The organism is Anaerobacillus alkaliphilus (assembly GCF_004116265.1).
Lineage (GTDB): Bacteria > Bacillota > Bacilli > Bacillales > Anaerobacillaceae > Anaerobacillus > Anaerobacillus alkaliphilus.
Genome location: NZ_QOUX01000039.1, coordinates 184,212 through 205,296, shown reverse-complemented (window position 1 = coordinate 205,296; position 21,085 = coordinate 184,212). Strand labels below are relative to the sequence as shown.

Here is a 21,085-nt window from a genome sequence, read left to right as displayed (position 1 = left end):
TGTCATGATGAGCGATTTAAGCATTCGCGCCCAGCACGTAAAATGGTTTACAGAAGCAGCACAGGTCAGAGAACCAATAGAAAATATCTTAACATGGGAGTTTTTTTTACTTACGATTGGCATTGCGGCAATCCTTGCTATTCTGCCGCAAATTGTGCCTATGTTAATGGAGTTAAAGGTTGCTAAATCCTTTGATCGTAAACTATCTAGGCTTGAACCTTACACAGGTTTAATTTTAAAATATGGAACCGCAATCGCAATTATCTTGCAGTTATTATGGGATTCAATTTTAGCTCCTGAAATCCACTTAACAACTTTTTCATTGATTTTAGGAATTACTGTAGTCATCTTGTTATTAATTCCTCACCATATAGCTACGAAAATTGGGGCAATTGGGCTTTTTGCTTTGTTTTTTGATGCGTTATTACATATTGGGCTTTTTCATATGCTTGATTATGCCTTTTATTTGGCACTCGCATTTGCCCTCCTGACGCAAAGAACACGCTTCGAGAGATTAGGGATGCCTGCACTTTATTTAGGTACTGGTCTTTCACTTTGTTGGGTTGCTGTTGAAAAGTGGGTTTATCAAGAGATGAGTGTCGATATTGTAATAAACCATGCCGTACCCACTTTTGGCTTTGATCCGGCTTCATTTGTTCTACTGAGTGCATTCATAGAATTTGTTGTAGGGTACCTTCTTGTCGTAGGTGTACTCAACAGACTTCTTGCATTGGTACTGACACTTATTTTTGTGTCTACGACAATGTTATTTGGACTCCTTGAGGTTATTGGTCACTTTATTGTTCATATCATTTTAATAACGTTTATTATTGAAAACACAAGCTTTTATAACCCACCTGTACAAATGCATTCGAGGAAGATTGATCAGATTATCTTCATCTTTTTAAATTTCATTTTTGTGTTGGCAACAATCTTACTCATCTATTATCGTTTTGCATAGATTTGACTAAAATGAATATGTTCCTACAAATCATGGAAGATGGTCGCTTAACTGATAGTCAGGGGCGTGTTGTAAGCTTCAAAGAAGCAGTAATTATTATGACATCAAATGCTGGAGTGAGTCATAAGAAAAAGAATTCACTAGGTTTTAATTCAATTGAGCACTAAGATCAAGCTACTGTCTAAAGAGAAACTAGCTGACTACTTCAGACCCGAGTTTTTAAATCGATTTGACGCTATCATCGAGTTTAATCACCTAGACAAAGATGAATTAGTAAAAATTGTTGATATTATGCTAGGAGATTTAGTGGAGAAGTTAGGAGAACAAGGCATTACAATGACCGTTACAGAAGAAGTAAATGTCAAATTGACCGAGCTTGGAGTTAATCCAGCGTTTGGAGCACGGCCTCTCCGCCGCGTGATCCAAGATCAAATTGAGGATCATTAAGGATCTAATCATTGATCAGGACCATGTTGATACAGTTCATGTCTTCTTAGAACAAGATGAAATTAGAGTGAAGTAACGATTTTGATAGATGGATGGCTTAAGTATTGTCGCTGGCTAATTTAGAGGACACACAGGCCCTTATTTCTTCTAAAAAGGCCATTTTTTAAATTTCGCGGACACAGATGCACCTATTTGCTTTATTATAGGTCAAAATCAATGACTTTCAGTAAAATAAGGTCTTCTGAGTCCGCGAAAAGTTCAAATCAACGTTCTTTGGCAAAATAGCGGCTTCACTGTCCGCTTAAAAAAACAAAAGCTCGGCACTGAGCAAAAATAAAAAAAATCGAGCATAAACCCTCCAAAGGTTTGCTCGATTTTCTTTATTTATCCTAAGAATATCCCACCATAAATTAGTGCTCCTGCTATTATATAAGCAGGGTGCACTTTCACCTTTTCTAGCAATAGATATGAAATAATAACTAACGCCGCAGTTTGAATAAAGCCGATTTGAAAATATGAGCTATCAAAGAATCGGTATGCCATCAAACCTAATAAGATTGCAATTGTTGGACGCACAAGGTTTGTCATTGCTTTCACTTTAGGTGAGTCTTTAAATTTCATAAGCAAGCTTAGAAGAGCAATCATTAGGATCAACGATGGTGCAACTGTAGCAAACACACCGATTGAAGCTCCTAGTATACCTCCTACTTCAAAACCAATATAACCTGCCATTTTTGTTGCAATTGGCCCTGGTAAAGCATTACCTAATGCCAAAACCTCACCAAACTCTTCGACTGATAACCAACCATAGCGATGAACAACCTCATATTCAATTAACGGAATTGAAGCAGGGCCTCCACCATACCCAATTATTCCAGGGATAAAAAACGCTAAAAATATCTCCCAAAAAATCATTTGCTCTTTTCCCCTTCTTTCTTAGGTTTTGATGCTTTGTTGGATCTAGTTAAGGCAAACAAAAGTAATGCCACAATAATAATTCCAGGATGAAGATTTAAAAGTCCAATAAAGATAAAACTAGCAATAATTAATACAATACTTTTGTTCAAACCTAGACCTTTTATTGAGTTCTCAAAGAACTGCCAGGTTAAAACAGCCATCATTACACCTACAACAGGTACAACTGCTCTTGTTGCTCCATGTACCCAAGGCTGATCCCTAAATGTAGAAAGAGATGTTAAGATAAATATCATTAAAATGATGGTAGGTACTATACTTGCGGATAAAGCGACAATCATCCCCATAAATCCTGCTACCCTGTATCCAATATAACCTGCCATTTTGGTTGCTATTGGTCCAGGGAGAGCATTTCCAATTGCTAGAACATCCCCAAACTCATCATTATCCATCCATTTAAATATATCTACAACTTCTTTTTGTACTAATGGGATGGAAGCAGGGCCTCCACCATATCCGAGTATCCCAGACCTGAAAAAAGCTACAAAAAGCTGGTAATACGTCTTCATTTGTTACTCCTCTTTTCTATCTGCGTGCTTACCAAGCGGCAATAGCACCATCAGTTCTTGATTCTGTTCCTCCAGCTAGTACTCCCGTTTTCGGGTCACGCCAGATAATTTGTCCTCTTCCAAAGCCACCAGGATTATGAGCAACCTCGACCTTATGACCCATTCTTGCTAAGCTTTGAGCAATATGGTTCGGTACAGTATGTTCAAGCTGAACCGTTTTCCCTTCCATCCACTGCCAGCGTGGTGCATCTAAAGCTGCTTGAGGATTAAGTTTAAAGTCAATGGCGTTCATGACTACCTGCATGTGCCCCTGTGGTTGCATAAAGCCACCCATTACACCAAATGGCCCTACTGGCTGATCACCTTTCGTTAAAAATCCAGGAATAATCGTATGGAACGTTCGTTTTCCAGGCTCAAGGCGGTTATCATGGTTTTCATCTAATGAAAAGTTATGTCCGCGGTTTTGTAATGCGATACCAGTGCCAGGAACAACTAATCCAGAACCGAAGCCCATATAATTACTTTGAATGAACGAAACCATATTACCTTCATTGTCAGCTGTTGCAAGGTATACCGTTCCTCCTCGGGGTGGTTCACCAGCGGTAGGAGTTAATGCTTCATCGGTAATTAGTTGGCGTCTAGCCTCTGCATATTCTACTGATAACAGCTCCTCCGTTTGAACTGACATTTTGTCAGCTTCTGTAATATACTTTAATCCATCACCAAAAGCTAATTTCATCGCTTCAATTTGCTTATGGAATGTCTCAACTGTATCACGCTCAGAGAACTCGAAGCCTTTCGCAATATTCAATGCCATAAGGGCAACTAAGCCTTGACCATTCGGCGGGATTTCCCACACATCATAGCCGCGATAAGATACGCTAATTGGATCGACCCACTCAGGTTTAAATGCCGCTAAGTCTTCTTTCGTTAAAAATCCATCATATTTCTTTGAGAATTCATCGATTTTATCTGCTAGCTCACCTTGATAGAATGCTTCTCCTTTTGTTTCAGCAATCAGACGTAGTGTATTTGCATGACCTTCAGACTTCCAAAGCTCGCCAGCCTTTGGGGCTCTCCCGTCAGGTGCAAACGTCTCAAACCAGTGCTTAAATTCATCACCTTTTAGGTTATTAGAATAGCCTTTAAATGCCTGTTCCCAATAAAAACTTAATATTGGTGACAACGGATAGCCATTTTGTGCGTAATCAATCGCCGGCTGCAGAACCTCTGTTAAAGGGAGTTTACCAAACTTTTCCGACAACTCTACCCATGCAGCTGGAGCTCCTGGAACTGTCACAGGTACCCAACCAAACTTTGGTATTTCTTCTAGACCTCTCTCTTTCACTTTGTCAATCGAAATAGATGTAGGAGAAGGACCACTTGAATTTAAACCATGAAGCTTTCCTTTTGTCCAAACAAGAGCAAAGGCATCTCCACCAATTCCGTTAGAAGTTGGCTCAACTACAGTTAAGCAGGCAGCAGTAGCAATTGCTGCATCGATAGCGTTGCCACCCTTTTTCAGAATATCTAATCCAGCTTGTGCTGCTAATGGTTGTGAAGTAGCTACCATCCCATTTTGAGCATATGTAGTCATACGTTGTGAAGCATATGGATAACTTAGTGCATCATTTTGTAACATTTCATAACCTCCTTTTTGATTGTATCTATTATTATAATTGAAGATATGTTGTTTTTCACGGTTTTTATTTCGGAGGACGAAATATTTAAAAATTTGCTCGCGACTGCCCTCCATCGACGTTAATGCTTGCACCCACAATCCAAGAGGCTTTTTTAGAAGCCAAAAAGACAACAACGTTTGCTACTTCCTCTACTGTTCCAAAACGACCTGCGGGAATTTCCTGTTCGATAAAAGCCTGAATTTTTTCAGGATTTTCTTCAAGTCGCTTCTGCCAGTTTCCAGTTGGATGAAGAATTGATCCTGGTGCCACTCCATTCACTCGAATTCCGTCTTTGATAACCTCATCTGCTAAAGACTTTGTAAATGAAATCATCGCGGCTTTGGCACTGTTATATGTCGGTTTCCCACCTGACTCACGTCCAAAAACGGAGGAAATATTGATAATTACTCCATCAGCTTTTTCCCTCATGACAGGTATAGCTAATTGACTAAACTGGACTGCTGAAAAGAAGTTTAGCTGCATCGCTGCTTCAAATAAAGTTAAGTCTGTTTCCATTGTGGTTGATCCATTACTACCACCGACATTATTAATTAAAATATCAATTGTACCAAAGTCGTTAATAAGCTTTTGAAAGACAGCCTCTCGCCCTTCGTTTGTTGATAAGTCACCTTGGTAAATACCATCTAATTGATATTCTGTTTGAACCTTCTCTAGCTCTTCCTTTGTTCTTGCTGCAATTGTTACAACAGCACCTTCATCTTTAAAAGCTTTCGCAATCGCTTTTCCAATTCCCTTACTTCCACCTGTAACGAGGACTACTTTGCCTTTAAGTTGTAAATCCATTGTTATCATTCCCCTTTCAAAAGACAATGCTTCATGATTTTTTGATGTGATACAGGGAAAGCATAGGCCTTTATATCTCCTTCAGTTACCCAACGAGCCCGTTCGTTCTGACTTTCTCCAACACTTAATAACTCAACTTCAAAAATAGTCACATCCCATTTTAAGTGAGAAAAGACGTGCTCAACGTGGAAAATCTCATCTCCTATACTTGTCTCGATAAAATATTCCATTTTTAAAAATAAATGTAATTGGTCTGAAAGTGACGCTTCACCTGAGAGTTCAATGTTAGGAAACTCCCATAAATTTGCAAGTAAGCCAGTCTCCATACGTTGATGAATGAGGACTTGACCTAATTCATTTCTAATAAATGCACAAACCAGCTTCTTCTCTTTCGGCTGCTTCTTTTTGGCTTTTACTGGGAGCTCTAATTGCACATTTTGTTCAAACGCAGCACAATGTGCTTGAACTGGACAAACATTACATGACGGTGAAGTAGGTGTACAAATTAATGCGCCTAACTCCATGAGTCCTTGATTAAAAGCTGAAGGATCCTCTACACTAATTAGTTCGGAAATGATCTTTTCAATGTTCACTCTCGTTTTTTGTTTGCTAATGTCATCATAGCTAGCAGTAATTCGAGAGATTACACGCATCACGTTTCCATCAACAGCAGGCTCAGGCTTTCCGTACGCAATACTTAATATCGCACCTGATGTATATGGACCAACACCCTTTAGTTTGGATATCTCTTCCTTTGTGTCTGGTACGATACCTTGATACTGTTCTTGGACCTCCCTTACGGCAGCTTGCAAATTCCTGGCCCGAGAATAGTACCCTAAGCCTTCCCAAGCTTTTAATACATCTCCTTCATCGGCATAGGCTAGTGCTTCAATTGTTGGAAATTTGTCTAGGAAGCGATGAAAAAAAGGAATTACGGTTTCAACTCTAGTTTGCTGGAGCATAATTTCAGAAACCCAAATCTTATATGGATCTTGGTCTTTACGCCAAGGTAAGTCTCGTTTATTTCCATAAAACCAAGTGAGTAAATCTAGTTGAAATTGTTTCGCTGATATTTGTTTTTCTAGTTGCATGATGTCTCCTCTAGTCCTGGACTTTTTGTGTTTGAAACGCCCAACAATTTAGTTTCTCTAAACCACCTTCAATAAACTGATCTAATTGACCAAAAACAGTGTGATCCGTTGATTTTCTCAACTTTTTTAACGCCTGGTAATGAGCAAGTGTTGGTACTTGAAACATTTCTACATACAAAAACGGTTGATCGGTTGCTACAAACCACTCTATTTTTTCAGCACTAAATTCAGTAAGCTTTTTTAACACTTCTTTCATAAGCCCTTCGTACTTCTCTATTTCTGCTTCTTTCACCTTATATTCAATAAATATTTGCAACGAAGATTGACTCATATTGAAAAACCCCTTTTTAATCTATATAATTTCGGGTAAAACTAATATAAATAATAACAGTTACATGGCGTACATATTATACTTTAATAAAATAGGAGGTGCTTATACTTTTGGATACTGCCACGCACGTTGTCATGGGAATAGCGATAGGATCAATTGCAACGTTAGATCCAGTCGTCGCAAATGATCCAGTTTTAGCGAAAACTGTTATGTTAGGGGCCATCATTGGCTCACAGGCACCTGACTTTGATACGATCTTAAAGCTAAGAAACAACGCAAAATACATTCGAAATCATCGAGGAATTACTCATTCAATTCCTGCTGTACTTTTATGGCCAATTATAATTACAACAGCTTTATCGTTATTCGTTCCAGGTATAAATATCGTGCATTTGTGGGCTTGGACGTTTTTAGCGGTATTTTTACATGTTTTTGTCGACATTTTCAATGCATACGGAACTCAAGCCCTTTATCCCATTAAAAAGAAATGGATTGCATTAGGTGTCATCTATATTTTTGACCCATTTATTTTCTTCGGGCATGTCGCTGCAATCATTCTTTGGCAAATGGGGCTTCATCAAGGGTTTACGTTTTTAGGGTTATATTTTCTGTTAGTATTTTATTATATCTGGCGCTTTTATGCTCGTAACGAAGTATATAATAAGGCCTTACAAGAACATCCAGATGCAACACATGTCTTTATTTCACCATCGTTTAAATGGCAAAAGTGGCATGTTGTTATTCGTACTAAGAAAATGATGTATGTGGCACAAGCACTAGGAGATCAAATTAATTATTTTGAAAGTTATCCGTTTGAGCCGATACCAAATGATCCAACGATAAATGCTGCTTTACAAGATGAAAATTTAGCTGCGTTCCTTTCGTTTTCACCGTCCTACCGATGGGAAGTTGTTGATGAAAGTGACCACCTAGAAGTAAGATTTGTCGATCTACGCTATAGAAGTAAAGGACACTATCCATTTGTTGCTATTGTTAAGTTAGATTACCATCTAAACATCCTTAGTTCCTATACTGGGTGGATTTATAGTGAGGAAAGCCTTAAAAAGAAATTAGAATTTGCAACTGAATGAATTTCATAATTACCTTTATGGACCCATATCAAACTAAATGTAGAATGCTAAGGCATTCTACATTTTGTATTATTTAAGCAGGTGTTTGAATTTTTCATTTTTCGAAGCAAATTCATGGAGTCTAGAGCCATAGTTATCGATAAACTGTGTGACAATTCTTTCTGTTACAGCTTGTCCCTCGTACTCTCTGCCAGCTTTTGCTCTTGTTGATTCAAAATCCTCCCAGAGTGCTTCCACCCAACTTCGAGCTAAATCATAAGTCAGTTCACTATTTTTACTCATTAAGTTTTCTGTTAATCGCTCAAATATGTCTTCCATATTAAAACCTCCCTATTCATAACATTAATTTCAACTTATAATCCTGCCTTTTGTACCAATACTATTACTGTACCAAAAAGGAGGTTTTCACCGATGCGTAACAAAGAAAAAGGGTTTCCAGTTCGAATGTCACTAGATGGTGAACCAAGAGCAAAAGCCGAATTCGCTTCAAAACGAGCCGATGGTTCAATTAATACCCATCCTCAAGAGCGAATGAGAAATTCTAACCAACAGCGACAATAAGTAATTGAAGCCTAATTTGTTTTGTATTGTTTGGATACTATTAGGAGGTGCTTATCTTGAAGAAGAACACTAAAGACCATAGTAGTTTCGGTGGACATTATCAAGATCCGTTCCAATCTCCACGTGCAAATCCAAAACACTCTTACGCACAAGTTAATGGTGAGACTGAAGTCAGCCTTCACAACTACGTTCTTCGCGTTCAAGCGAAAAAACGAGCATTTTAGGGTACATGTAAGCTGTCCTTTTTAAGGGCAGCTTTATTATTGGCTGTTTTCGCAAAGTTTGTTGCTTAAAAATACTTAGAATTCACAACTAATTTAGTAAGTATTGCTCTTTTCTTACATATTTTATTAGCTGATATCTTCATCTAGGTTATTATTCCGATTATTTTAGGATAAAAGCCACAATGTTTACGAAAAGAGCCTTATTATTTTATTAGTAGCGCAATAGGGAAAGCCTCTTCCTCTTTTTGCCTATCACTGCCTTCGCGATAACCCCAAGCAAAAATTCCATTCATGTAAGAAATGGTGAAGCTTGTTCCTTCGCCATCATTTAATTCATATGTCTCTCCTGCTTTAAAATCATCTGGATCTAATAAATAAGATTTTGCCATGACAATCTTGCGCTCGTATACCGCAAGCTCATTTACCATTCCCATTTGTTCAGCTTTCTTTGCTTTATCATTTAGCGTTGTTATTTCTTGACGCAGTTCATGTTCCGTCATTTCACTATAGCGTTTTTCCACGAAAATACCTCCGTTTTGTTAACAAGTTTCTTACATTATTATATCTGATTTTGCACAATCACAAAACTTATTGCAACTAAGTCGTTGGCTAGTAGCAAAGTAATAAACCAAAACGCACAGGCTTTTCCCTGTGCGCAGCATTCTCTAAAAAACATAAGCAAGCAACAACCCAATGACTCCTGAAAACAATGAATAGTATAGCATTGGTCCTAATGTCATCCGAATAATTGCCCCTTCTTTTCCTAATAATCCAACGACAGATGCAGCGGCAACGACATTTAACACACAAATCATATTACCAGCATTTGCTCCGAGTACCTGCATACTTACAACAATAGCTGGATCAACACCAATTTGATCTGCTACACTAAACTGAAATAAGGAAAACATCATATTACTAAAGGTTGCGCTACCTGAAACAAATGATCCCAGGGCACCAATTAATGGTGCAACCAATGGCCATGAGCCACCCATTAAGGATGATGCTGTGTTTGCTAGTTCAATTGGCATACTTTGGAAACCTGCCTCATTTAATCCAGAGTTAATGAAAATTCTTACCATTGGAACTGCTGTAAATAACGCAATTGCACTTCCAACAATGGCTTTCCCGGACATTGAAAATGATCTCCTTAACTGAGAAGCCTCCATTTTATGTACAAAAAACGTTAGTAATACAACCAGAACAAACACTGTCCCAGGTAAATATAAAGGTTGAAGTGATGTACCAATCTCAGTTCCCAAAATGTTGTTCCATGAAATCCTAAAACTTAGTAACCACTGTTTAAAAGGTAAGATTTCTAGACGTGTTAAGACGAGTAATAGGCCAACGAACAAATAAGGTAACCATGCAACTAACAATGGCAACTCTTTTTTCATCCCTTTTTCTTTTACATACTTTGCTTCACTAGCAAATTCTTGACCATTCCATGATTGAGCCCAGTCGGCTTTATCTGGAAAGTTCCAGGTCTCCTTAGGTACTAGAAACCCTTTTTTTGCAGAAGTTATGACAATTACTAATCCAAATAATCCACCAAAAATCGATGGGAACTCCGGACCTAAAAATGTAGCTACTATTAAGGCCGGAACTGTAAACGAAAGACCTGCAAAAAGAGCAAATTTCCATATCTTTATGCCATCTTCAAACGAGCGTTTCTCACCAAAAAACTTAGTCAATAAAAGGACCAATATTAATGGCATCAACGTCCCTACAAATACATCAATGGTCATTACTCGTGTACCAATTACATGCATGTAATCAAGCATAGACATGTCACCTAAGTACGGTTGAACAATCGCAGCAATTTCCGATCCTTCTTGCAACCCTTGATTTACTCCGACAATGATAGGCGTACCTACTGCTCCAAAGGATACTGGGCTACTGTCAGCAATTAAAGCCAAGACAACCGCTGCCAACGCCGGAAATCCCAATGCAACTAATAGTGGTGCTGCTATTGCAGCTGGCGTCCCAAACCCTGCTGCCCCTTCAATAAAGGCACCGAATAACCAAGCAATTATTATTAATTGAACACGCCTGTCTGCGGAAATTCCTAAAAAACTGTTTCTGATTGTATCAATAGCTCCACTTAGCTTTAACGTGTTTAAAAGTAGAATAGCTCCAAAAACAATATAAAGAATTGAAACACCTATGATAATTCCTTCAAGCGATGCAGCCAAAACCTGGATCACTGGTACTTGCCAATAAAAAATGGCTAGTAACGCTGTTGCTAATAGACTAATTGGCATCGCCTTTATCGCTGGCATCCTTAGGACTACTAAAAAGAGTAAAACGGCAATTATAGGTGTAAAAGCAACAAGAGTTGTTAACATATAAGATCCTTTCTTTGTAGAAATATACTTTGAAAAAGTCACCAGTAACTGATGACATCTTATCCTAATTATTCCCCTTCGTTTTCTATATACTCAAGTACTTTATCAATCATCTCAAATGAAAACCCCTTCCGATATAAGAACTGTTTCATCTTCTGTTTTCTTTCCCAATCACTAAAAGCTTGATACTTTTTTAACGCTTTCGCGCCTTGTGCTTTGATGGCTTCCCACTCACTATTATCTTCTTCTTGCTCTTTATAAAACTCAGTAAAGGCCTGTTGAACAACTTCATGGGAAAACCCTTTCGAAAAAAGTAACAAATATATCTTTTTGTCTTGTTCAGCTCGAGAAGTCTTAAGTGTTCTTGGATATTTTTTCATCAAAAAGGAGAGGGCCTTTTCCAACTGCTGCTCGTGACTAAAGTGCCTAAGACTATTATTGATATCTACTTCCCCTACTCCTTTTTCAAGTAATTCCCTCTTAATAATTTCAGGACCCTTTAGGGAAAGATTTACCCTTGATTGAACGAACGCTTGAGCAAATTCCTGGTCATTTAAATAATTTTCATCGATTAATTTCTTTAAGATTATTTGTACGGTTTCTAATTCTAAGTCTTTTTTTATTAGGTAATCAGATACTTCTTTTATGGAACGCATCCGATACGACAAAAAGTTAATCGCCAGTCCATACCCTTTTCGGATACTATCTTCTTCCATAACTTGTTCTAACAGTTCCTTAGTAACCTCTGTTCCCTTTCGTAACTGAAAATTTATTAAAACAGCTTCATCAACACTAAAACTATAAACATCTTCAATATAGATATTATATCGTTCTTTGTTTTTCTTTTGGACTGTAATCTTTGAAATTACTGGCATAGGTCCACTTCCTCGTTAGTAGCTTTTTCCATAATTTTCTTGCATAATTGTATGTAAAGTAGTTCATTCATTGGAGGTGTCTTAATTGAACATTGTAGTTTGTGGTGGAACTGGTCTGATTGGTTCGAAATTAGTCGAATGCCTCGTAAATGATAACCATCATGTATTCATTTTAACAAGAAACTCTGAAAATAAGACAAAAACAAATAATATTTCTTATATTAACTGGTTAAATCCTGGGGATACCCCTGAAAAATCACTTGAGAATATCGATGTAGTGATAAATTTAGCAGGAGAAACCATTAATAGTCGTTGGACCGCTAACCAAAAAGAGAAGATTTTATCTAGTAGATTAGAGGCTACGAGGAATTGCCTCGCCTTAATGAAAAAACTAAGTAAAAAGCCCGATGTCTTTCTTAATGCTTCAGCCGTGGGTTTCTACGGTACTTCTTTGGTTACTAAATATACAGAAGAAGATACTCATCCTGGAGAAGACTTTTTGGCCACAGTTGTCCAGCAATGGGAGCAGGAAGCAAAGAAAGCTGAAGAACTTGGAATTAGAACGGTTTTTCTTCGTTTTGGAGTTGTATTAGCTAGTGAGGGTGGAGCTCTAGTAAAGATGTTACTACCATATAAATTATTCGTAGGGGGCACTGTTGGAACAGGCAAGCAATGGCTGTCATGGATTCACATTGATGATGCCGTGGACTTAATAACCTTTGCGATAAAAACTAATGCTATTAGCGGCCCAATAAACATCACAGCCCCGAATCCCATGAAAATGAAACAATTCGGGAAAGAAATAGGCGAACGTCTAAGGAAACCGCATTGGCTACCTGCGCCAAGTTTTGCACTGAAATTACTTTTAGGAGAAATGAGCATGCTTGTTCTAGAGGGACAAAATGTCTTTCCTAAAAAAGCAATTGACCACGGCTTTCAATTTTCGTATTCTAATCTAAAAGAAGCATTAGAAAATTTGAAATTATAAGTTTTTTTACTTGGGGTCCTACTCCAAGTTTTACTGACATTAAAGGAGAAACAGCCATGGAAATTCTTATTCAAAATGCAACAATTTATCCAATTACCTCTGAAAAGCTTGAAAAAGGATCATTATTAATTAAGGATGGGAAGATTGCTCGTATTGAAAAGCATATTGAACCAACACCCGAGATGCAGGTTATTAATGGAGAGAACAAGCATCTTCTCCCAGGATTTATCGATGCACATACACACTTAGGTCTATATGATGAAGGAACTGGTTGGGCTGGTAATGATGCAAACGAAACAATCGAAGCACTAACACCTCATATTAGAGCGATTGATGGCGTCTATCCTTTAGATATTGGTTTTAACGATGCAGTAAAGTTTGGTGTGACGACCGTTCATGTCATGCCTGGTAGTGCCAATGTAATTGGTGGAACAACATCAGTCATTAAAACAGTTGGAAAAAACGTTCAGAAGATGCTTCTTAAAGACATTGCTGGATTAAAATTAGCATTAGGTGAAAATCCTAAACGCGTTCATAGTCAATCTAACAAAAACGATATCACGCGAATGGGAATTATGGGTATGCTACGTGAGGCATTTTACCAAGCCAAGTCTAACCCAAACCGTGATGATCTTCGTGTAGCTCCTATTATATTAGCATTAGATCGTAAAATACCGGTCAGAATTCATGCTCATCGTGCTGACGATATACTAGCTGCAGTTCGATTTGCTGAAGAATTCCAATTAGATTTACGTATTGAGCATTGTACAGAAGGTCATTTAATCGCAGATGAACTAACTCAGTATCCACTTCAGGTTACGGTGGGACCAACGTTAACTAGACGTTCGAAAATAGAATTAAAAAACAAGACATGGAGAACATACAGTATCCTAGCAGATCATGGTATCAGCGTTTCAATTACTACTGATCATCCTTATACACCAATTCAATACTTAAACATATGTGCAGCTATTGCTGTTAGAGAAGGTCTAAGCGAGAAACATGCACTAGAAGGAATTACAATAAATCCTGCGAAAAACCTAGGAGTAGATCATCGTGTTGGGAGTTTAGAAGTAGGAAAAGATGCCGATGTAGTCCTTTGGAATCAGCATCCTTTTCACTATATGGCTAGTCCCGAAGTCACGATTATTAATGGGGAAATTATTTACAAAAAATAAATATAAAAAAGGGTTCCATTTTCCCCTCAAATCGATTATGATGATATAGGATTTTCAAGTAAACCATCAATTCCATGAGATATAATTAGGTTTTCTAGCGTTAAAGCATCAAAAGCATTGAAAACGAACATATATCGCGGAATATTGAAGTAAACGAGAATTTTTTATAGTTGCAAATAATATATTATGGGTAACACATCCAATATCATACGTAAGAGAAATGGGAAGGCAATTGGTTGCGCCACCAGCTTATCTGGTCCTAGTGGGTTCGATTCCCACCCCGAATTTGATACGCAATTTCATTAAATTCGAGGGGTGGAGCGAGCAGGCTTATTTTTCTGCCCCTATGTGGAGGGGTAAAAATGTATATTAAAAAGCGCGATTTGACAGATTGTCACAAATTATATGAGTTAATGATTGACCCAGCTGTTTTCCCATTTGTTCGTCAAAAAGCAAATTCTTATGATGAATTTCTATTCTTAACAAAGCAAACTATTGAAGCTGAAGAACGTGGCGAGATCATTTCTCGTACGATCTGTGATGAGTGGGGTAACCCAATTGGTACAATCAACTTATTTGATGTAAACGAGCAGGCTGGCTTTCTTGGTACATGGTTAGGAAAACCATTTCATGGTAAAGGTTATAATCAAGTAGCTAAAGATGCCTTCTTTAACGAATTGTTCTACGAACTTTCAATTGATTCCGTTTTTATGAGAATTCGTACTGTAAATATTCGCTCTCGAATGGCTGCGGAAAAATTACCCTATGTATCACTAGCTAACCAAACTCGTAAAGACATCTTTTATCAAATAAATACTGATGAAATCATATATGATCTATATCAAATTGAAAAAGATCAGTTTACGCTATATCAATACAGACAACAATCTTCGGAACCAGAGCTTAAAGAAGCATAGAATATAGTAAAAAAAGTAGGTGCTGACTATTTAGTCGCCCTACTTTTTTACTTTATTTACCCCTGAATAAATGTCTTGGTAACTAAGCAAACTACTTGTGAACAAAGCTAAAAAAGGTGGTTTTAAATATGGAAAGTAAAAAGCAACGTGCGAGAGATGAGCGAAAAACACTTACGAAAACACAAGAAGTTCTTTATACTTCAGAGTTTAAAGCAGCTGACAGAGCTATGGAACGGGCAAGAGGAACTAGATAATTAAGGAGGGATTTCTTATGGCTAAAAACAATAAAAACCAAGATTTCCAAAGAGAAGATGTTGTTAGCGATGGTAGAGACATTGAATTTTCTCAAGAATTAGCTGATCAAGACGATGTTGAGGCACAAGAAAGATCAAGAGCAGCAGATGCTAGAGCAAAAGGAAAAAAATAAAGCTAAAAGGAATAACTTCGCTGAAGTTATTCCTTTTTTTGTGATATCTACTATCCAACGTGCATACCTTTAATTAACCTCTTTCAAAAGTTGTTTGTATTGAGTCAACTCTTTATAGGCAACTTTTTTTGATTCTAGTACTTAATTAATTTAACTCTTCTAAACTTGTCTTCCATTCATAAAGATGAATAGAGGTGATCTTTATGGGTAAAAAGATGTTAGAACAAATTATTACATTGTTTACAGCGGCTATTGGTGTGATGGCAGCCCTTGCTTGGAATGATGCTGTACAAGCACTGTTTAATTCTCTCTTTCCCCATGGTGAGGGCGTAAAAGAACGATTTATGTTTGCTATTTTAATTACATCTATTGCCGTATTACTGACTACTATTTTCGCCAGTTTCATAGAGGATGATAAATAATAGATTGTCCTTTATTAATATACATTTAAGCTCCCTACGCAAAAAATGACAATTTTCTACTATATTTGAAAACGGTTGAAAATGGAACAATTAGGTAGCAATAAAAGATAATCTTACAGCTTATTTTCCTTAACCATGTTTAAAGGGAGATAATCCTCATTTATCAGGAAATAACACGGTTGCTTATATTTTCCGAACTTACTATGATTAATTATGTTAATAATTATTACATCCAAAGGAGAGTGACTTCCATTTTCATTCAAAGACATTTCGGTGATCTTCAATGAAAAGTAAACAAACAATGGAACAAACAATACGTATAGAAAAACCAAAAGTAACTGATGGAGCTTTAATGTGGAATTTAGTTAAACAATCAACATTAGATAATAATTCACCTTATAAATACATTATGATGTGTGATTACTTCAAGGAAACCTGTGTGGTTGTTAAACAAGATGAAAAATTACTAGGTTTTATAACTGCTTTTATACCCCCAGAACAACAAGATGTCATTTTTGTATGGCAAGTTGGAGTTGACCCTTCCCAACGTGGAAAAGGGATTGCCTCAAAGATGCTCGCCGAACTCATAAGGCGACCTGCATGTAAAAATGTACGCTATCTAGAAGCAACAGTCACCCCATCTAATCAAGCATCACAATCTTTATTCCGAGGGTTAGCACGCAAAAAACACACAGAATGTGCTGTTAAAACATGCTATTCAGCTAAATTGTTCCCTACTAATGATCACGAGGAAGAATTATTGTTTCGAGTTGGCCCTTTATCTGATTAAACAAATAAGTAAACTGCGTTTTTAAAAGTTTCCTATAAAACCGAGGAGGGATTTATAAGTATGGTAAATCATGATCTGAAAATTTTTGAGGAATTGGAATCGAATGTACGAAGTTACGTTAGAAGTTTTCCAACAGTATTTAAAAAAGCAAAAGGTTATAAGATGTGGGATATTAATGGGAAAGAGTACCTTGATTTCTTTGCCGGTGCTGGAGCTCTAAATTACGGTCATAATGATGAAAAAATGAAACAAAAGCTTGTCGAATATATCATGTCTGATAGCATCACCCACTCTCTAGATATGGCTACGGAGGCAAAAGGCAATTTCTTGAAGAAGTTTAATGAAGTAATCTTAAAGCCACGTAACCTAAACTATAAAGTGATGTTCCCAGGTCCGACTGGCACAAACACTGTTGAAAGTGCGTTAAAACTTGCTCGTAAAGTAACTGGACGCACGAATGTTATTTCCTTTACAAATGGCTTCCACGGAATGACGATCGGAGCATTATCTGTGACAGGGAATGCTATGAAACGTAAAGGTGCTGGAATTCCATTACAACATGTAGTAACAATGCCTTATGATAATTTTGTAAGCGAAAGTCTCGACACCGTGGAGTATCTCGAACGCTTCTTAGAAGACAACGGTAGTGGGGTAGAAATTCCTGCTGCTATGATTCTCGAGACAGTCCAAGGTGAAGGTGGCGTAAATGCTGCTAATTTCGAGTGGCTTCAACGAATTGAAGCTGTTTGTAAGCGTTGGGGAATTTTACTAATTGTTGATGATGTGCAAGCAGGTGTAGGTAGAACTGGAACATTCTTCTCTTTTGAAAAAGCTGGCATTACTCCTGATATTGTTTGTCTATCAAAATCAATTAGTGGTTACGGCTTACCTCTTGCTCTTACACTCATCAAGCCTGAACTAGATATCTGGAGCCCTGGTGAACATAATGGAACATTCAGAGGGAATAATGTGGCATTTGTTACGGCAACTGAAGCTTTAACATATTGGGAAGATGATACGTTTGAAAAGAGCATTGCAAAGAAATCTGAGATGATTACAGAGTTTCTAACAAACATTGTCAAAAAGTACCCTGAGTTAAAAGGTGAAGTGAAAGGCCGTGGCTTTATGCAAGGGGTTAGCACACCTATTGAGGGGCTTGCAAGTAGCATTGCCGCAAAAGCGTTTGAGCAAGGTCTAATCATGGAAACTGCAGGACCGGAAGACGAAGTATTTAAACTCTTCCCACCTCTTACGATAAGTGAAGAAGGATTAGAAAAAGGCTTTAAAATTATTGAGGAAAGCGTACAAAGCCTAGTTTCCACTAAACACCCTGTAGCAAACTAATGGAAAAGCCTAAATGACAAAACTAACTATTAGGAGGTACACTCAATGAAAGTAGTAAAATTAGAAGATATTATCGGAACAAATCAAGAAGTAAAAGGTGAAAACTGGACTAGTCGCAGACTATTATTAGCAAAAGACGGAATGGGCTACTCAGTACATGATACAATAATTAAAGCAGGAACTGAAACCCATATTTGGTACCAAAACCACCTTGAGGCAGTTTACTGTATTGAAGGCGAAGGTGAAGTTGTTACTCTAAAAGACAACAAAGTTCATCCAATTACAGCAAACTCAATCTATGCACTAGATGAAAATGATGAACATTTACTTCGTGCCAAAACAAACATGCGCATGGTATGTGTGTTCAACCCGCCAATTACTGGTCAAGAAATCCATGATGAAAATGGCGTTTATCCTTTAGTTGAAGAAGCGAATAAATAAGGGTGACAAAAGCCCAGCTTGTAGTTCCAAGCTGGGCTTTTCTAAATTTTAACCAGACAGATTATTCCGCAGTCACCGCTACTTGATCAAGAATAATTTGTACGTTTGTATGTCTAGAATAAACTACTGGCAAGTGATTCTGATTAGCAAACTCTTTAATCGACCACATACAACTATGGGAAATATGCTGAGTTAAAACTACTAGAATATCACTTTCTCGCAAAACACTAACAGCATCCGGATTTTTTAAAGATTCACAAGATAATATTCTACACGGAAATTGGTCTTCCTCAGTTTGATACCCTTGAATGTTTCCAAAGATACCAATCGTTTTCCCTGAAAGTAATGAGTAATCGTAGCACTGTTCTTTCTGTTCACTTACAACTTCTTCTTCCTCTAGTACTTCCTCATCCTCTACATTTCTTTTCTGTAATCGCAACTCTTTAATTTCTTCTTGTAGTTCATTTACTAAACCCTTTAACTCTCTAATCTTTTGTGCCTGTCTACCAATTAATAGAATGTCACCTGTTTCATTGAGTTGGTTTTCTAGGCGACTATTTTGAAGCCGTAGCTTTTCATTTTTCCCTTCTAAATCAGCAATCTTCTTTTGTTGATCTTCAATGGTTTGTTGGAGCTTTTGATTATTATTTGTAACAAAATTGAGCTCTTTTTGTGTTCTTTCAAGTAATTGTCGAAGTTCTCTTTGAAACTGCCCTTTGTTTGTAAGTTGTAGGATTGCTTCGTCTTTCAAAAAAGAGAAATAACTTGTCAACGGAAAGGATACCAATAAATAAGTCAACAAGCTTTCACCAATCATTTTTTCAAACCTTTGTGGATCCCATTTCAAATAGTGAATTTGCGGTATGAGCTTTAGCTGTATAAAATAATCAACGATTAGGAAATACAAATATTTTTGGACCTCTTCCGACTCTGCTTGCGCCAAAGATTTAATCTCTTTTTTGATCCACTTTGTAATTAGTTTCCGTTCATTTTTTCCTTTATAAACAAAGCGTCTAGGCGACTGTGGTGGCAAAAGTACATAGTCATCCTCAAACGTCCGTAAAATATCTAGCACCTCTAAATGGTCCATTTCATCAATGATCTGCTCAAAATGGACCTTAAAATATGTATAGGTTTTGTGAAAGAAGTCGTCCTTTTGTTTCTCCCATAACTTTTTTTGCTTCGCAAGTTGTTGTTCAATCTCCATTTGTTTTGCAAAAGTTCTGGCTACGGCATAATTGTTTACGTCATCAATAATTACCGGCACCTCTTCACTACCAACCTTAAATTTTGTTTTACCTGAAAAAAGACTATTATCGATAGCTCCATCAGTCTTTACAGCAATATGAGTTGGTAGAGAAGATACCTCACAACAGGTTAAAGATGGTAATTCATATAGGTTTGCATAAAACATAATCCACGGTGTTGTATCCTTAGAAATTGTGATGACTTTTCTTAATCTAGCTTCTATTGTGCTCTTACAATGAACACAGGCTCGGGAAGCAAGTAGTTCGATATCAACCATTAATAGGCACCCCTATGTATTTTTATTAGGGAAAAAATTAGGACTAACAATTTCGTTGTTATATTCTTTATGAAAAATATGAGTCGTTGCCGGAGATACAGGTGGTATTAACCAAGTCCAGTCACCAGTTAATTCTCTGCCGACCTGGGCTTCTTTCTCCTCAAATTTTTTAAATTGAGCAGCTGCAGTATGATGATCAACAATACTAACTCCTGCTTCTTTAAATGAATGAAGAACAGCTACATTTAGTTCAACAAGTGCTTTATCTTTCCAGAGGCTACTCGCTCTACGCGTATCTAATCCTATAATAGATGCTACTTTTGGTAACATATTATAACGTCCTTCATCAGCAAAGTTTCTTGCACCAATTTCAGTTCCCATATACCAACCATTAAATGGTGCAGCGGTATAATGAATCCCACCTATCTCTAACATCATTTCTGAGATAATTGGTGTACTGTACCACTTAAGATCTAAGTCAGCAAAAGCTTCAATTGTAGGGTGAGTAATAGGTACTTCTAATACAATACCTTTGGGGATTTCAAACCAGATCGGTTTATTATTATTTTCCTGAAATACAATCGGTAAAATGTCAAAATGGGTACCTTCTCCCTGCCATCCCAACTCCGTGCAAAGCTTCGTAAAAGAAATGGAAGCCGGGTCACCTAATAGACCATATTCTGTTTCATAGCCTGCATACCGCAGCAAAGAATAATTGAGGATTTTTAGAAAGTCCTCCTCAGTTTTTTTCGCTTTAAAGACTGTAATAAGTGGTACTATTTTTCCGTTGTTTGTACTCACTTCTATATGACGGAATAAGGCTTTCGCAATCTCCTCTGGTTTCTCAAGCTTTCTTTCATCATAAACCTTTAACGATTCCCAAAAAAGCCGACCAATGCAACGATTACTATTTCTCCAAGCCATCTTTGCACCATGTTCTAACTCTTCAAATGTATGTTCATAATAACCCGTCTGTTCTATTTCTTCTTGAACAGACTGTATTCGCTTTGTAGTTTCTAGTTCATTTTTTAATAACTCTTGATAGCAAACAGTGATGAACTCTGCTGCTTTTCTCTTCAGGGTCTCTTTAATGTATGTCATTTTTTCACCTTCTGAATTTATTATATAATAAATCATGATAATATAGTTATCTT

Annotated in this window: 27 protein-coding genes; 15 read left to right on the top strand and 12 right to left on the bottom strand. The window is 37.3% G+C overall.

Annotated features, from left to right (window positions below; genetic code table 11):
* Positions 1–4: 4 nt before the first annotated feature.
* From DS745_RS12725 to DS745_RS25170, 3 genes are read left to right on the top strand one after another with little or no spacing between them, the layout of a single operon-like run.
* Positions 5–961, top strand: a complete 957-nt coding sequence (locus tag DS745_RS12725; RefSeq protein WP_129078621.1) for a DoxX family membrane protein — start codon at positions 5–7, stop codon at positions 959–961.
* An 11-nt stretch (positions 962–972) separates the two neighbouring features.
* The gene (locus tag DS745_RS25175) at positions 973–1,128 is read left to right on the top strand and encodes an AAA family ATPase (protein WP_241657808.1); all 156 of its coding nucleotides are present in this window, start codon (positions 973–975) and stop codon (positions 1,126–1,128) included.
* Positions 1,118–1,408: a hypothetical protein gene (locus tag DS745_RS25170; RefSeq protein WP_241657807.1), complete on the top strand. Its 291-nt coding sequence runs from the start codon at positions 1,118–1,120 to the stop codon at positions 1,406–1,408. Before DS745_RS25175 ends, DS745_RS25170 begins: the two co-directional genes overlap by 11 nt.
* A gap of 384 nt (positions 1,409–1,792) precedes the next feature.
* Here DS745_RS25170 and DS745_RS12715 read toward each other — a convergent pair whose 3' ends face one another.
* The 6 genes from DS745_RS12715 to DS745_RS12690 all read right to left on the bottom strand — a co-directional run bounded on the left by DS745_RS12715 (position 1,793) and on the right by DS745_RS12690 (position 6,800).
* The gene (locus DS745_RS12715) at positions 1,793–2,323 is read right to left on the bottom strand and encodes a chromate transporter (protein ID WP_129078620.1); all 531 of its coding nucleotides are present in this window, start codon (positions 2,321–2,323) and stop codon (positions 1,793–1,795) included.
* Entirely contained in the window at positions 2,320–2,892 is a 573-nt protein-coding gene (locus DS745_RS12710) for a chromate transporter (RefSeq protein ID WP_129078619.1), read from the bottom strand. Before DS745_RS12710 ends, DS745_RS12715 begins: the two co-directional genes overlap by 4 nt.
* Before the next feature lie 28 nt (positions 2,893–2,920).
* Positions 2,921–4,534 carry a gamma-glutamyltransferase gene (gene ggt, locus DS745_RS12705; RefSeq protein ID WP_129078618.1) on the bottom strand — a complete coding sequence of 538 codons (1,614 nt, stop codon included), beginning with the start codon at positions 4,532–4,534 and terminating at the stop codon, positions 2,921–2,923.
* A gap of 85 nt (positions 4,535–4,619) precedes the next feature.
* Positions 4,620–5,378: an SDR family NAD(P)-dependent oxidoreductase gene (locus tag DS745_RS12700; RefSeq protein WP_129078617.1), complete on the bottom strand. Its 759-nt coding sequence runs from the start codon at positions 5,376–5,378 to the stop codon at positions 4,620–4,622.
* Between the two features lie 5 nt (positions 5,379–5,383).
* Positions 5,384–6,469 (bottom strand): A/G-specific adenine glycosylase, encoded by a 1,086-nt coding sequence (gene mutY / locus DS745_RS12695; protein WP_129078616.1) that lies wholly within the window; start codon positions 6,467–6,469, stop codon positions 5,384–5,386.
* Positions 6,470–6,479: 10 nt separating this feature from the next.
* Complete coding sequence (locus DS745_RS12690) at positions 6,480–6,800, bottom strand: MFS transporter (protein WP_129078615.1); 321 nt, start codon at positions 6,798–6,800, stop codon at positions 6,480–6,482.
* A 110-nt stretch (positions 6,801–6,910) separates the two neighbouring features.
* Here DS745_RS12690 and DS745_RS12685 point away from each other — a divergent pair, with 110 nt between their 5' ends.
* A complete protein-coding gene (locus DS745_RS12685; protein ID WP_129078614.1) occupies positions 6,911–7,891 on the top strand; it encodes a metal-dependent hydrolase in 981 nt (326 codons plus the stop codon).
* Positions 7,892–7,960: 69 nt separating this feature from the next.
* Here the strand turns inward: DS745_RS12685 and DS745_RS12680 are convergent, their stop codons facing one another.
* On the bottom strand, positions 7,961–8,209 hold the full coding sequence (locus tag DS745_RS12680) for a YfhJ family protein (RefSeq protein WP_129078613.1): 249 nt from the start codon (positions 8,207–8,209) through the stop codon (positions 7,961–7,963).
* Positions 8,210–8,302: 93 nt separating this feature from the next.
* Between DS745_RS12680 and DS745_RS12675 the strand changes: the two genes are divergently transcribed.
* Together DS745_RS12675 and DS745_RS12670 are read left to right on the top strand one after the other, a co-directional pair.
* Positions 8,303–8,452, top strand: a complete 150-nt coding sequence (locus DS745_RS12675) for a small, acid-soluble spore protein K (protein WP_129078612.1) — start codon at positions 8,303–8,305, stop codon at positions 8,450–8,452.
* 56 nt (positions 8,453–8,508) lie between these two features.
* Positions 8,509–8,676, top strand: coding sequence for a YpzG family protein (locus DS745_RS12670; protein WP_129078611.1), 168 nt, complete (start codon positions 8,509–8,511; stop codon positions 8,674–8,676).
* A gap of 203 nt (positions 8,677–8,879) precedes the next feature.
* Here the strand turns inward: DS745_RS12670 and DS745_RS12665 are convergent, their stop codons facing one another.
* The 3 genes from DS745_RS12665 to recX form a co-directional block, all read right to left on the bottom strand.
* The gene (locus DS745_RS12665; protein WP_196121247.1) at positions 8,880–9,197 is read right to left on the bottom strand and encodes a YfhH family protein; all 318 of its coding nucleotides are present in this window, start codon (positions 9,195–9,197) and stop codon (positions 8,880–8,882) included.
* Between the two features lie 144 nt (positions 9,198–9,341).
* The gene (locus DS745_RS12660; RefSeq protein WP_129078610.1) at positions 9,342–11,024 is read right to left on the bottom strand and encodes an L-lactate permease; all 1,683 of its coding nucleotides are present in this window, start codon (positions 11,022–11,024) and stop codon (positions 9,342–9,344) included.
* Positions 11,025–11,092: 68 nt separating this feature from the next.
* Positions 11,093–11,899, bottom strand: a complete 807-nt coding sequence (gene recX, locus DS745_RS12655) for a recombination regulator RecX (protein WP_129078609.1) — start codon at positions 11,897–11,899, stop codon at positions 11,093–11,095.
* A gap of 85 nt (positions 11,900–11,984) precedes the next feature.
* On the opposite strand from recX, the gene DS745_RS12650 reads away from it, so the two are divergent.
* The 9 genes from DS745_RS12650 (at position 11,985) to DS745_RS12610 (ending at position 18,406) form a co-directional block, all read left to right on the top strand.
* Entirely contained in the window at positions 11,985–12,887 is a 903-nt protein-coding gene (locus DS745_RS12650; RefSeq protein WP_129078608.1) for a TIGR01777 family oxidoreductase, read from the top strand.
* 56 nt (positions 12,888–12,943) lie between these two features.
* Positions 12,944–14,065 (top strand): amidohydrolase, encoded by a 1,122-nt coding sequence (locus DS745_RS12645; protein ID WP_129078607.1) that lies wholly within the window; start codon positions 12,944–12,946, stop codon positions 14,063–14,065.
* A 362-nt stretch (positions 14,066–14,427) separates the two neighbouring features.
* Positions 14,428–14,982 (top strand): GNAT family N-acetyltransferase, encoded by a 555-nt coding sequence (locus DS745_RS12640; RefSeq protein WP_129078606.1) that lies wholly within the window; start codon positions 14,428–14,430, stop codon positions 14,980–14,982.
* A 128-nt stretch (positions 14,983–15,110) separates the two neighbouring features.
* A complete protein-coding gene (locus tag DS745_RS12635; RefSeq protein ID WP_129078605.1) occupies positions 15,111–15,236 on the top strand; it encodes a YfhE family protein in 126 nt (41 codons plus the stop codon).
* 17 nt (positions 15,237–15,253) lie between these two features.
* Positions 15,254–15,409 (top strand): YfhD family protein, encoded by a 156-nt coding sequence (locus DS745_RS12630; RefSeq protein ID WP_129078604.1) that lies wholly within the window; start codon positions 15,254–15,256, stop codon positions 15,407–15,409.
* 203 nt (positions 15,410–15,612) lie between these two features.
* Positions 15,613–15,831 carry a DUF5654 family protein gene (locus DS745_RS12625; RefSeq protein WP_129078603.1) on the top strand — a complete coding sequence of 73 codons (219 nt, stop codon included), beginning with the start codon at positions 15,613–15,615 and terminating at the stop codon, positions 15,829–15,831.
* Positions 15,832–16,114: 283 nt separating this feature from the next.
* Positions 16,115–16,621: a diaminobutyrate acetyltransferase gene (ectA, locus tag DS745_RS12620; RefSeq protein ID WP_129078602.1), complete on the top strand. Its 507-nt coding sequence runs from the start codon at positions 16,115–16,117 to the stop codon at positions 16,619–16,621.
* A 60-nt stretch (positions 16,622–16,681) separates the two neighbouring features.
* Entirely contained in the window at positions 16,682–17,965 is a 1,284-nt protein-coding gene (gene ectB, locus DS745_RS12615) for a diaminobutyrate--2-oxoglutarate transaminase (protein WP_129078601.1), read from the top strand.
* 45 nt (positions 17,966–18,010) lie between these two features.
* Positions 18,011–18,406: an ectoine synthase gene (locus DS745_RS12610; RefSeq protein ID WP_129078600.1), complete on the top strand. Its 396-nt coding sequence runs from the start codon at positions 18,011–18,013 to the stop codon at positions 18,404–18,406.
* Between the two features lie 61 nt (positions 18,407–18,467).
* Here the strand turns inward: DS745_RS12610 and DS745_RS12605 are convergent, their stop codons facing one another.
* Complete coding sequence (locus tag DS745_RS12605) at positions 18,468–19,931, bottom strand: hypothetical protein (protein ID WP_129078599.1); 1,464 nt, start codon at positions 19,929–19,931, stop codon at positions 18,468–18,470.
* A gap of 12 nt (positions 19,932–19,943) precedes the next feature.
* Positions 19,944–21,032 carry a nitric oxide synthase oxygenase gene (locus DS745_RS12600; protein ID WP_129078598.1) on the bottom strand — a complete coding sequence of 363 codons (1,089 nt, stop codon included), beginning with the start codon at positions 21,030–21,032 and terminating at the stop codon, positions 19,944–19,946.
* Positions 21,033–21,085 lie beyond the last annotated feature (53 nt).